At 28.9% G+C, this 12,929-nt stretch carries 12 protein-coding genes; all 12 read right to left on the reverse strand.

The features are described 5' to 3' along the window. Positions 1–17 precede the first annotated feature (17 nt). Entirely contained in the window at positions 18–1,202 is a 1,185-nt protein-coding gene (coaBC, locus tag CNEONATNEC86_RS14935; protein ID WP_125148753.1) for a bifunctional phosphopantothenoylcysteine decarboxylase/phosphopantothenate--cysteine ligase CoaBC, read from the reverse strand. Between the two features lies 1 nt (position 1,203). After that, the gene (rpoZ, locus tag CNEONATNEC86_RS14940) at positions 1,204–1,425 is read right to left on the reverse strand and encodes a DNA-directed RNA polymerase subunit omega (RefSeq protein ID WP_125148754.1); all 222 of its coding nucleotides are present in this window, start codon (positions 1,423–1,425) and stop codon (positions 1,204–1,206) included. Further along, on the reverse strand, positions 1,406–2,047 hold the full coding sequence (gmk, locus tag CNEONATNEC86_RS14945) for a guanylate kinase (protein WP_125148755.1): 642 nt from the start codon (positions 2,045–2,047) through the stop codon (positions 1,406–1,408). The genes rpoZ and gmk overlap by 20 nt, the downstream gene beginning before the upstream one ends. Position 2,048: 1 nt before the next feature. After that, positions 2,049–2,318 (reverse strand): extracellular matrix/biofilm regulator RemA, encoded by a 270-nt coding sequence (gene remA, locus CNEONATNEC86_RS14950; RefSeq protein ID WP_125148756.1) that lies wholly within the window; start codon positions 2,316–2,318, stop codon positions 2,049–2,051. 14 nt (positions 2,319–2,332) lie between these two features. Beyond that, positions 2,333–3,214: a YicC/YloC family endoribonuclease gene (locus CNEONATNEC86_RS14955; RefSeq protein ID WP_058295985.1), complete on the reverse strand. Its 882-nt coding sequence runs from the start codon at positions 3,212–3,214 to the stop codon at positions 2,333–2,335. Positions 3,215–3,547: 333 nt separating this feature from the next. Next, complete coding sequence (locus tag CNEONATNEC86_RS14960; RefSeq protein WP_058295986.1) at positions 3,548–4,918, reverse strand: NCS2 family permease; 1,371 nt, start codon at positions 4,916–4,918, stop codon at positions 3,548–3,550. Between the two features lie 585 nt (positions 4,919–5,503). Further along, complete coding sequence (locus CNEONATNEC86_RS14965; RefSeq protein ID WP_058295987.1) at positions 5,504–5,659, reverse strand: zinc-ribbon domain-containing protein; 156 nt, start codon at positions 5,657–5,659, stop codon at positions 5,504–5,506. Between the two features lie 185 nt (positions 5,660–5,844). After that, positions 5,845–6,825: an asparaginase gene (locus CNEONATNEC86_RS14970; protein ID WP_058295988.1), complete on the reverse strand. Its 981-nt coding sequence runs from the start codon at positions 6,823–6,825 to the stop codon at positions 5,845–5,847. 209 nt (positions 6,826–7,034) lie between these two features. After that, complete coding sequence (locus CNEONATNEC86_RS14975) at positions 7,035–7,469, reverse strand: PBECR3 domain-containing polyvalent protein (RefSeq protein WP_125148757.1); 435 nt, start codon at positions 7,467–7,469, stop codon at positions 7,035–7,037. A gap of 241 nt (positions 7,470–7,710) precedes the next feature. Further along, positions 7,711–9,189, reverse strand: coding sequence for a stage IV sporulation protein A (gene spoIVA, locus CNEONATNEC86_RS14980; RefSeq protein WP_058295990.1), 1,479 nt, complete (start codon positions 9,187–9,189; stop codon positions 7,711–7,713). A 171-nt stretch (positions 9,190–9,360) separates the two neighbouring features. Next, complete coding sequence (locus tag CNEONATNEC86_RS14985; RefSeq protein WP_058295991.1) at positions 9,361–11,082, reverse strand: ABC transporter ATP-binding protein; 1,722 nt, start codon at positions 11,080–11,082, stop codon at positions 9,361–9,363. 14 nt (positions 11,083–11,096) lie between these two features. Further along, positions 11,097–12,785 (reverse strand): ABC transporter ATP-binding protein, encoded by a 1,689-nt coding sequence (locus tag CNEONATNEC86_RS14990; protein WP_083498940.1) that lies wholly within the window; start codon positions 12,783–12,785, stop codon positions 11,097–11,099. Between the last annotated feature and the right edge of the window lie 144 nt (positions 12,786–12,929).

Raw genomic sequence — 12,929 nt, forward strand, 5'->3', positions numbered from 1 at the left:
TAGAAAGAAGCGCAACATTAGCGCTTCTTAAGTATTATGTCAAATAAATTTCTTGCAACTTTTTCTTTACTCATTTTTTCTAGATTTATTTCTTTATTATCCTTAGAGATAATTATAACTTTATTCTCTTCTACTCCAAAGCCAGTATCCTTTGCACTTATATCATTTGCCACTATATAATCTAAATTCTTTCTTTTCAATTTAGATAGTGCATTTTCTTTTAAATTTTCACTTTCTGCAGCAAATCCAACTAAAACTTGATTTTCTTTTATTTTCCCAAGCTCCATAAGAATATCATTATCTCTTGTAAAAACTATTTCTAAATCATTATCTTTTTTCTTAATTTTTTGCTCACTATAATTTTTAGGCTTATAATCTGCAACTGCTGCCGATTTAATAACAATATCACTTTCCTTAAATCTTTTTAAAACTTCATTTTTCATTTCTTCATTTGTAGATATTTTAATAAAATTAACACCTCGTGGACTTTGTAATGATGTTGGTCCAGAAATCAAAGTCACCTCTGCCCCTCTATCTCTTGCTTCCTTAGCTATTGCATATCCCATTTTTCCACTTGATCTATTTGTAAGATATCTTACCGGATCAATTGGAGCTATTGTTGGTCCTGCTGTAACTAAAACCTTCTTTTCTATTAGATCCTTATTAGTATTTAATACTTCTAATACTTTTTCTACTATAATAGTTGGATCTTCTAGTTTACCTTTTCCAGTTGTTCCACAAGCAAGTCTTCCTTCTGATGGTTCAATAAATTCATATCCATAAGATTTAAGCTTCTTGATATTATCCTGAACTATCTTATTTTCATACATATTTGTATTCATTGCTAGAGCAAAAATCACTTTTGCCTTTGTTGCCATAATTGTTGTTGATAGCATGTCATCAGCTATTCCATTTGCAACTTTACCAATTATGTTCGCTGTTGCCGGTGCAATAAGCATTACATCTGCTTTTTCTGCCCAACTTATATGAGCAATTTCCCATGCCTTTGGCTCCGAAAAAGTGTCAACAGCAACTACATTTTGGCTTAATGATTGAAAAGATAATGGTGTCACAAACTTTGTAGCATTTTCTGTCATAATAACATTAACTTCGATATCTTTCTTTTTGAGCTGACTTACAATCTCTAGTCCTTTGTAAGCAGCTATACCACCGCTTACCCCTAATAAAACATTTCTTTTCATTTTATTTATTAATATTATTTCCTACATTTTCATATTCAATTGCATCTTGATCTACTTCATTAATGGCAATTGTTAATGCTTTCTTTGTATCAATATCAATCTTTGGTTTTGAACCTCCAATTATTTGTCTCGCTCTTTTTGAAGTTAAAATTACTAATGAATATCTATCATTCACCTTTTCTAATAAATCTACTACTGATGGATTAATCATAGAGTTGTTCATGTATTAAGTCCTCCTTTGAATCTAATATACTATGTTTTAATCTGTCTACTCTACATTTTTCTGCATTAATTATCGCTTCTATTTTTTCTGTTGCAGTTTCAACTTCATCATTTACTACTGCATAATTATATCTAGAAACAAAATTTATTTCTTTATATGCCGATTTGAATCTTTTCATTAAAGATTCTGGAGTTTCACTTCCCCTTTTTATAATTCTTTGTTTTAATTCTTCCATTGAAGGTGGTAATATAAATATGAAAACACCATTCTTACTATTTTCTTTTACTTTCAATGCACCTTGTATATCTATCTCAAGGATAACATCTTTCCCACTATTTAAAATTTCTTCAACATTTGATTTTGGTGTCCCATAATAATTATCATATACTTTTGCATATTCTAAAAAATCACCATCTTCAATTTTATTTTTAAATTCATCTTTTGTCATAAAGTAGTAATTTACACCATCTATTTCTCCAGATCTAGGTAATCGAGTTGTTGCTGAGACAGATAAATTTAATTCAGGATGCTTTTGTAATAATCTTTTACATATAGTACCTTTCCCTGCTCCGGATGGTCCTGATATAACAATTAATAATCCTTTTGCTTTACTATTTTCCATTTTATTCCTCTTCCTCATCAACAATATCATCTTTAGCAGATAACCTATGCGCTACCGTTTCCGGCTGAACTGCTGATAATATAATGTGATCACTATCTGTTATTATAACAGATCTTGTTCTTCTTCCATATGTGGCATCTATAAGCATACCTCTATCTCTAGCTTCTTGAATGATTCTTTTTATAGGTGCTGATTCTGGGCTAACAATTGCAACCAATCTATTTGCAGAAACTATGTTACCAAATCCTATGTTTATCAACTTAATTCCCATTTCTATTCTCCTTATTATTCAATATTTTGAACTTGTTCACGTATCTTTTCGATTGTATTCTTTATTTCAATAACATAATTTGTCATATTAATATCAATAGATTTAGATGCTATTGTATTAGCTTCTCTGTTCATTTCTTGAATAATAAAATCCAGTTTTCTTCCAATAGCTTCATCTAATTCTAATGTATCTTTAAACTGGCTCAAATGACTTTTTAATCTAGTTATTTCTTCATCTATAGCAGATTTATCAGAAAGTATTGCAACTTCCAATGCTATTCTACTTTCATCAATTTCTACCTCTGTTAAAAGTTCCCCCAATCGCTCTTCTAGTTTTTTCTTATAATTTAATGGTATAGTATCAGCTAATTTTTCAATTTCTACTACCATATTATATATATGTTCTATTTTAATTAAAATATCCTCTTTTAATTTTTCACCTTCTCTAATTCTCATCTGTTCCATAAGTTCAAGTGCATTATTAATAAGTGGAGAAATTTCATTTAAAATATCATCTAAATTTTCTTCTTTTTCCACAACTGTTATAACATCTGGAAATCTAGCTATTTTAGTGGTTGTTATATCATCAATTGTATGTAACTCATTCTCAATCTCTTTTAAACAGTCAAAATATGCCTTAGCCAAATTAATATTTAAAACTGGTTCAGCTGTTGAATTTCCGTAATTCTTATAATTTATAAAAACATCAACTTTCCCTCTATTCAGTCTTTTACTAATCATATTTCTTATCTTTTCTTCTAGTGAAATCATTGCCTTAGGCATTCTTATATTTATATCTAAATATCTATGATTTACACTTTTCATTTCTATTGAAAAATTTAAAATACTATTTTCTTCACTTTGCGCCCTTCCAAAACTTGTCATACTTTTTATCAATTTAAACACCTCCTTATTATACTATTTATTAAAACAATAAATATATATTAATTAATTGGCTAAATTAAGTCAATAATTTGTTTACAGAATGTTAACATTTTATTTTAAAGCCAAGTGCTTACTCAAAACTTATTTAATTAAAAATTAGTAGTGAATAGTTAAAAAGAATTTGTGAAAAGTTTTATGATAAAAATCTCAATTCTTCCACTCTCAACACTTCACTCTTATTAGTTTTAAAATATTATTTTTTTATAATTTTCTGTGCTATAAAAAATAAGGATATTCCATACTAACTGAAATATCCTTATTTTATAATAATTTTTCTTATAAATCTTAAATTAAGAAGAATAGCTTAAATACGAATATAATTGCTAACACAATCATCACTACAGATATCTTCTTCTTTTCCCCTTTTGCAAAGAATATATTATATAATAAATTTATAACAACATATGCTATTACACCTATAGTTAATCCATCACCTATACTGTATGTAAGTGGCATTAATGCTATAGTTAAAAATGCTGGAAGACCTTCTGTAATTTCAGCAAAATCAATATTTTTAACTGCTCCTAGCATTAAATATCCAACATATATTAAAGCTGGTGCTGTAGCGCATGATGGTATTGCAATAAATATTGGAGAGAAAAACATAGCAATTAAAAATAATATTCCTGAAGTTATTGCTGTCCATCCTGTTCTTCCACCTGCTGCAACTCCTGTTGAACTTTCAACATAAGTAGTTACCGTTGACACTCCAAGACATGCTCCAACAGTTGTTCCTACTGCATCTACCATTAATGCCTTACCTACATTTGGTACTCTCCCCTTATCATCAAGCATTCCAGCTCTTGAAGCAACACCAACTAATGTTCCTACTGTATCAAAAAAATCTACAAATAAAAATGTACATACTATAGTAAAGAAATTAACAATACTAGTTGGATGTAGTGCATAATTTAAATCTAACTTTCCTGCTATAGGTGCTATACTTTCAAATTTAAATATTCCATTTGGTAGGTATATTCCCATTTCTGATGCTGCAGTTGGGTTAATTAAAGCATATCCCCAAGCTAATAAAGTACTCACTACTATTCCTACTAATATTGATCCTTTAGCACCTTTTTTATCTAACACAGCTATTATTATCGTACCAATTAATGCAACCAATACTGTTGGCAATCTAAAATCACCAAGCGCTAAATATGTAGCTGGATCTGATACTACAAGGCCACTTCCTGTTAATCCTATAAAAGCAATGAATAATCCAATACCTGCTGTAACTGCATATTTCATATTCATTGGAATTGCATTTACAACTGCTTCTCTTACTTTAAATAATGATAATAAAATAAAAATAATACCTTCTACAAATACTGCTGTTAATGCTATCTCCCATGATATTCCCTGTCCTATAACCACAGAATAAGCAAAATATGCATTAAGTCCCATTCCTGACGCCAATACAAATGGCAAATTAGCATATAATCCCATAAGTATACTAGCAAACGCTGCTGCTAAACATGTAGCTGTTACTATAGCACCTTTATCCATACCTGTTTCACCTAAAATATTAGGATTTACAGCTATAATATAAGCCATTGTTAAAAATGTTGTAAGCCCTGCTATGAATTCTTTTTTCATGTCAACATTTTTATTTGTAAATAATTCAAAAAAAGGCTTCTTTTGTTTTTCTTGTTGCATTATTCTACCTCCGAAAATTACTTAACAAATTAATATAACCAAAACAGTTACTTTATTTAATTTGTACAAAATATAGAATCTTTATACGTTGACCCATAGTAATATATTTACTCTATCAGATAGATACTATATATAACTGATACTAATATTTCTTCGACTACGAATCACGAATGACAAATTGAATTATATATAAATTATTCGCATATTTCAACATATTTTTTTCAAATAATATCAGAAGTATTCAATTTTATTAATATTATAGATAAAATATAATAAATAACCAACTATAAAAGTAACTAGAATAGAACAATATAAAATTATACAACATCGATTTGTATATAAGTTAATTACTATATTCATAAAAACCTGAGGTTAACAAAAATTAAAAAAGGAGATAACTAATTTGATAGTTGTCTCCTTTACTTATATGGAAAGTAGCTTTTAGGGATAAACTACTAATGAACCCTGTATTTCATATCTTTCTATAAAACACTTATGTTTTTAATGCATTTCATTCATCATCTTTCTTATTCACTTACTAAAAAAGAGTTGTGATAAAACCTCACAACTCTAAAAATTCCAAAATTATCTTCTATGATTTTGTTGTTTTCTAGCTCTTCTACAATCTGGGCATCTAACAGGCTCATTTTCAAAACCTTTTTCTTTGTAGAATTCTTGTTCTCCTACTGTGAATATAAATTCATTTCCACAATCTTTACATACTAATGTCTTATCTGTCATATTAAATTCCTCCTTATTTATTAAAGATCAATATTAATTAATATAATTCTCTAAAATATGGAGAAATTAATAACTAAAAAAATCTTTTATTTAATTCTTTTAAAGTATATCACTATTACTATCTAATTACAAGCTTTTTATTTGATATATTATAATTTCAGGTGAATCACTTAAAATCATTGATCCTATAATCCAATTTCAAAAATATCCTTTATTTCATTTATGCTCTCAGTATAATTTACAGCTACTAATAACTTAATTCTAGCTTTTTGGCCTGTTAATACATCTCCAAATATACATCCTAACTCTTTCAACTCTTTTCCACCACCTTCATAACCATAAGATTCAAAAACTCTTCCTTCTAAGCATCTTGATACTATTACAACTGGTATATTATTCTTTATGGCTCTTTTTATTCCATCCACCATGTTATAAGGTACATTTCCTCTTCCGAGGGCCTCTATTACTATTCCTTTGAAATCACTTTCAATTATAAAATCCAAAAATCTCGAATCACTTCCGGCAACACATTTTATAAGTGCAACATCTTTGTTGATTTTTTCCACCTGAATACTTTTAACTTTAGGATTATTTCTATAAAATATAACTCTATTATTATCAACAATACCTATTGGTCCAAAGTTTGGTGTGCTAAAAGCATTTAGCGCCATTGAATTCTTTTTAGTTACTTCCGATGCACTGTGAAGCTCACCATTAAAGCAAACAAGTACCCCTCGTTCTCTAGACTCTTCCGATATAGCTGTACATATTGATGAAGCTAGATTAAATGGTCCATCATATCCAAGCTCTGAACTACTTCTCATAGCTCCTGTTACAACCACCGGCTTATTGCTCTTTAAAACTAAATCTAAAAAATATGCAGTTTCTTCTAATGTATCTGTACCATGTGTAACAACAACTCCACATATGTCTTCTCTTTCAATTAATTTCTGAATCATTCTGGATAAATCAAGCATCAAATTAGGTGTCATATATGGAGATGGTAAACTTGAAAAATTATAAGTTTCTATTTCAGCATATTTTTCAATTCCAGTAACCATTGCCATTATCTCTTCTCCATTTAAACTCGGAACTGCTGCTTTTATTCTCTCATCAACCTTCATAGATATTGTTCCACCATTAAATACAATTGCTACTTTTTTCATTTTTATAAAACCACCTTTTCTTTTGTTTATAATTTGCCTCTCAAATAATGTTCATATTCAAAACTTTACTATTTAATTAAACATAAAAAAAACTCTCAGAAATAATCTAAGAGCTTAACCTTATCTTTTGGCAGGTCGGCGTATCCTGCATCTCTGGTTACTAAAAAATTAGCGCATGAGGAGCCTTTGCTCACCTCAAAAAACAAGTGTTAATTACATAATAATAGTTTTTCTTTTATTCCCGAGTTACTTGCTTTAACTATATTTCCTTTAAAAAGCTTGGAATTTAACTTTCCAATTGTTATTGGATATAAGGTTGCAACATATATATACTCATCTGCTGCATCAATTTCAAGACCTAACAATAATTCTATATTATCTATGCTCTTTATCAATTCAATAGATTTCACCAAATTCTTTTTATTACTTATTCCAAAATAATCTGGTTCTTTAATAATTTTCTCTACTATTTCTATTATATTGTCTTTAATCTTTTTTGTGAGTTGTTTACCATGCCTCTTCTTAATATGCTTTATTACTCCTGGAGATGCATAAACAACTTTAGGGAAATCAAGCTCTAAGAGCTCACCTATAGAGTTTTGTAATTTACCGACTTTCTTATAAGCTTTATACTCTTTTCTCATAATATCCCTCATTTATATCCTTTTATTTATTATATATTAATTTCATGTATTTTTCTACTCAAATACATAAAAGAGTTTTCGATTTCTTACCTCCAAAATTTGAGGGAGAATTTCTAGTATATTATTAAAATTCTCCCTAGCATACTTATTAGAATGAATGAGGATATTACTATGTAATTTTTTTAGAATGGATTTCTTAAAAATCAACTAATATATCTTATCCTCAATCACAAGTGTTTAATTATAATATTATACAGATTAATCCTCCATTTCCTTCGTTTATAATCTTCTGGAGTGTTTTTTGTATTTTAACCTGAACATCTTCTGGCATCTTATATAATTTATTTTGCAATCCTTCCTTCACTAACACTTCCAATGATTTTCCTAACATATTGCTTTGCCATAATGACGCTGGATCTGTTTCAAACTGTTCAAGTAACCCTTTAACAAGTTCTTCTGTTTCTTTTTCTGATCCCATTATAGGATTTATTTCTGTTTTTATATCGCATTTTATTAAATGCAAACTTGGAGCACTTGCTTTAAGCTTAACTCCGTATTTATTCCCTTGTTTAACAATTTCAGGTTCTTCAAACTTCATTTCTGATAATTGAGGTGCAACTAGTCCATATCCGTTTTCACGAACATCCTCTAAAGCATCTTTTACCTTATCATATTCACATTTTGCATAAGTTAAATCTTTTATAATTCCAAGTAAATTACTTTCTGAGTTTACCTCTATATTACATATTTCACTTAATACTCTATAGAATATTCCATCTTTAGGTTTCATAACTATTTGTGCTGTTCCACTTCCAAGATCTACTTCTTTTATTGTTGCTGCCCCTAAAAAATCTTCATTATCAAAACTTTCCAAGCAATATTTTATGTCTCTAACTTTGGATACATCCTTACTCATATCCATAATTATGTTAAAGAATTCTTTCTTTAACCAATGATCACATTCAATATTTTCAAGCCATTCTGGCATATCAATATTAATCTCTTTAATTGGAAATTCTCTAAGTACATATTCAAATAATTTTTCTATGTCTTCCTCACCTAAATTATATACATCCATTATTTGGACTGCAACATTATATTTCACTTCTAATTCTTTCTTTAATACCTTAGTTTCTGGCGCATTAGGCTTATTTGTGTTAAGCACTACAATAAATGGCTTATTTAATGATTGTAATTCTGAAATTACTCTTTCTTCTGCTTCTACATAATCTTCTCTTTCTATGCCAGTTATGCTTCCATCAGTTGTAATAACAAGTCCAATAGTTGAATGATCATTTATAACTTTTCTTGTTCCTATTTCAGCAGCATCTTCAAATGGAATTTCATACTCATACCAAGGAGTATGAACCATTTTGCTTTCTTCACCTTCCAAGTATCCAAGTGCACTTTTAACAATATACCCAACACAATCTACCAATCTCACCTTAAATTTAATTTCATCTCCAAGTGTTATTTCTATTGCTTCGTTTGGAACAAATTTAGGTTCTGTTGTATGAATACTCTTACCTGATCCACTTTGTGGTAATTCATCTTTAGCTCTTTCTTTCTTATAGCTGTTATCTATTTTCGGTATAACCATAAGATCCATAAACTTTTTAATAAATGTTGATTTTCCAGTTCTAACCGGACCTACTACCCCCACATATATATCACCTTGGGTCCTATCAGCTATATCTTTGTATATATTAAAATTGTCCATTTTTTTTACCTCCTAGTATTCTTTTTACCAATATATATATATTCCTTTAACTTTCAAAATATACACATCTATAGGAAAGTAAAAATTAATATCTTTTACATAAATGTTATCTAATAAAAATTAACCTACAGAAATATGCTTGAATATTTCTGTAGGTTAATTTAAAATTTTTTAATATGCGAATTGGCTGTTATATAGTTCATAATAAAACCCATGCTTCTTTAATAATTCTTCATGTTTTCCCTGTTCTACTATCTTGCCTTTATTCATAACCAGAATTTTATCAGCATTTATGATTGTTGAGAGTCTATGGGCAATCACAAAACTTGTTCTTCCTTCCATAAGCTTCAAAAATGCTTTTTGAATTCTAACTTCTGTTAGTGTATCAATAGAACTTGTTGCTTCATCTAAAATTAAAACTTTAGGTTCTGCAAGCATTACTCTTGCTATAGTTAACAACTGCCTTTGTCCAGCTGATAGATCTTCATCATTTATTATTGTATCATATCCATTTTTTAATCTTTTAATAAAAGAATGTGCATATGCTGATGTTGCCGCATTAATTATTTCCTCATCAGTAGCATCTGGCTTTCCATAAGCTATATTTTCTTTTACAGTGCTATTAAAAAGCCATGGCTCTTGAAGAACCATTCCAAAATTTTTTCTAAGACTATCCCTGGTGATATCATTTATATTATTGCCATCAATATATATTGCACCCTTATCTATATCATAAAAACGCATTAATAAATTCACTAATGTCGTTTTTCCACACCCGGTAGGACCTACAATAGCAATTGTTTCTCCACATTTTACTTCAATAGAAAACTCTTCAATTAATGAAATATTCTTATCATAAGAAAAATACATATTATCGATTGTTATATTCCCTTTACATTCAGTTAATTCTAACGCGTTAACCTTATCTGGTTCTTCTGTTTTTTCATCTATAATATTAAAAATACGTTCTAGTGATGCAAATGCAGTTTGTATCTGAGCTGTTATCCCTGATATTTCATTAAAAGGCTTTGCAAATTGAGCTGAATATATCAAAAAGCTTGAAATTATTCCAACGGATACTCCTTCTGTTATAGCTAAGATACCTCCTACTAAACCAACGGCTATATAGGAAATATTATTAATAAATCTTGTACTTGGATTTATCATTGCAGACGCAAACATTGCTTTAGTAGCCGTTTTGCACAAGTTATCTGAAATACAATCAAATTCTCTTATGGAAGCCTTCTCCCTATCAAAAGCTTTTACTATCTTTTGATTACCAACTATTTCTGCAACAAAAGAAGACAATTCACCAACTGATTGCTGTTGCTTAGAAAATGAGCTTTGGCTAAATCTACTTATAGTAGCAGCAATAAAAAAACATATTGGTGTAACTACCAATATCCCTAGTGTGATTTTAACATTTAAATATAACATACATATAAGTGCAGTAATAACTGTTACTATCCCTGAAAATACATTAGTAATTGAGACAGCTAAAGCATCACTAACATTGTCCAAATCATTTGTAAAACGGCTTATAATATCACCATGTGGATGATGATCATAATATGATAATGGCTGTTTATTCAAACTTTTAAATGTATCTCTTCTCATATCTCTTACTATTAAATATGAAACCTTATTGGCGTATCGTGATATAAACCATTGAAATATTGAAGAAAGCATATATATAAATCCAAGGCCAATCAATATTCTTTCTAGGTTCTTAAAGTTTACATTATTTATTCCCCCAATATTATCAACTGCTACTCCATTTAAATATGTTGCAACAACAATTCCTATATTACTCATAAAGGCACACAATACAGCTAATACAATTTGAAAATTATATGGTTTCATATATGTTAAAACTCGTTTAAAACTATTCATAACTCAGCTCTCCTTTATTTAACCTGAGATTTATATATTTCTCTATAGGTGTCACATCTATCTAATAATTCTTCATGTGTTCCAAGTCCAACACATCTTCCATCATCTAAAACTAATATCTTATCAGCTGAAATAATTGAACTTATTCTTTGAGAAATTATTATCTTAGTGGTATCTTTCAAATTCTCAACTAAAGATTTTCTAAGCTTCTTATCCGTTTCATAATCTAATGCGCTTAGACTATCATCTAAAATAATTACTGAAGGTTTTTTTACCAAAGCCCTAGCTATTGTTAATCTCTGTTTCTGTCCTCCAGAAAAGTTTTTTCCACCTTCATATATATGTGAATCTATACCCTTTTCCATTTTACTTACAAATTCATAAGCTTGTGCATTCTTTAAAGCTTCAACTATTTCGTCCCTAGTTGCATCCTCTTTTCCCCATTTAATATTATCAGCTATAGTTCCTGTAAATAAAACAGATTTTTGAGGTACTATACCAATTTGTTCATGTAAAAAACTTTGAGAAAGTTTTCTTACATCTTTTCCACCCAAAAGCACAGCGCCTTTTGTTACATCATAAAATCTTGGTATTAAATTAGCTACTGTGGATTTTCCACTACCTGTTGTTCCAATTATTCCGAAAACTTCTCCATTATAAATTGAAAAAGATAAATTAGACAATGCTTCTTCTTCATTATATTTAAATGATACATTTTCAAAAGTTATAATTTCTTTATTTTTTACTAATGTTTTCATGTTAGTTTCATCTACATTAAGTTCATCTTTTATACTTGCGGAATATTCTAAAATCTCACTTATTCTAGATGCTGATGCTGATGCTTTCGTAAATGTAACAAGTAAATTAGCAACAACTATTAAAGCCAATAAAACCTGTGTTATGTAATTAATTAATACTACAATATCTCCTTGAGTTAATGTACCTATATTTACATTAATTGCTCCAAAATGAAATAAAGCTATTATCCCCATATTCATTATAAATGAAGTTAGTGGATTCATTAATGCAGATAAATTTGTTACTCTTATGTATGCTTTTGACACATTCTCAGTTGTTTCTTCAATACGTAGTTTCTCATTTTCATGCCTTGCAAATGCTCTAATTACACGAACACCACTTAAATTTTCTCTAAGTACATGTCCCAGTTCATCCATTTTAGTTTGAGCAGCTTTATATAGCGGAACTGTTCTTTTCATTATTATTGCTATTACTAATATAAATACAGGAATTAAGATTGCAAAAATTAAAGACATTTTAGGGTCTATATATATTGACATTATTAATGCACCAACACATAGAAATGGAGCTCTACTTACAAGTCTAATTAACATAGCTACAGCTAATACAACTTGATTCACATCATTTGTAATTCTATTAATAAGTGTTGAATTTCCAAACCTATCTATATCTGAATATGAAAATAATGATATTTTTCTTAATAAGCCTTTTCTAATGTCATTTCCTACACTTTGACATGTATAAGAAGCATAATATTGACATAAAGAAGCTGATGCTAGTCCTACACTTATTATTATGAACATACAAACTACCATCTTTATTACATAAGATATATCATTATTCATAATTCCTATATCTATTATTTTCCCCATAAAAATTGGTAATAGAAGTTCAAGAATTGCTTCAAATAATTTAGCTCCAGAACCTATTACCGTTTCCTTCATATATGGTCTAAGAAACCTTCTAAGTTTAAACACCGTTTATTCCTCCTCACATATTTATTTACTATATACTTTATTATTATACATCAATGTATAATAATGCAATAGCATAAATTATTAACAATGTGAGTTATCATACAATTCAAT

The organism is Clostridium neonatale (assembly GCF_900465025.1).
Lineage (GTDB): Bacteria > Bacillota > Clostridia > Clostridiales > Clostridiaceae > Clostridium > Clostridium neonatale.

Excerpts from the sequence above, each read along its gene's own strand:
- rpoZ (WP_125148754.1), bottom strand. The coding sequence starts at position 1,425 with ATGAACAACTCTATGATTAATCCATCAGTAGTAGATTTATTAGAAAAG.
- CNEONATNEC86_RS14990 (WP_083498940.1), bottom strand. The coding sequence starts at position 12,785 with ATGAAGGAAACGGTAATAGGTTCTGGAGCTAAATTATTTGAAGCAATT.
- CNEONATNEC86_RS14960 (WP_058295986.1), bottom strand. The coding sequence starts at position 4,918 with ATGCAACAAGAAAAACAAAAGAAGCCTTTTTTTGAATTATTTACAAAT.
- CNEONATNEC86_RS14975 (WP_125148757.1), bottom strand. The coding sequence starts at position 7,469 with ATGAGAAAAGAGTATAAAGCTTATAAGAAAGTCGGTAAATTACAAAAC.
- CNEONATNEC86_RS14985 (WP_058295991.1), bottom strand. The coding sequence starts at position 11,082 with ATGAATAGTTTTAAACGAGTTTTAACATATATGAAACCATATAATTTT.
- gmk (WP_125148755.1), bottom strand. The coding sequence starts at position 2,047 with ATGGAAAATAGTAAAGCAAAAGGATTATTAATTGTTATATCAGGACCA.
- CNEONATNEC86_RS14970 (WP_058295988.1), bottom strand. The coding sequence starts at position 6,825 with ATGAAAAAAGTAGCAATTGTATTTAATGGTGGAACAATATCTATGAAG.
- coaBC (WP_125148753.1), bottom strand. The coding sequence starts at position 1,202 with ATGAAAAGAAATGTTTTATTAGGGGTAAGCGGTGGTATAGCTGCTTAC.
- CNEONATNEC86_RS14965 (WP_058295987.1), bottom strand. The coding sequence starts at position 5,659 with ATGACAGATAAGACATTAGTATGTAAAGATTGTGGAAATGAATTTATA.
- remA (WP_125148756.1), bottom strand. The coding sequence starts at position 2,318 with ATGGGAATTAAGTTGATAAACATAGGATTTGGTAACATAGTTTCTGCA.
- spoIVA (WP_058295990.1), bottom strand. The coding sequence starts at position 9,189 with ATGGACAATTTTAATATATACAAAGATATAGCTGATAGGACCCAAGGT.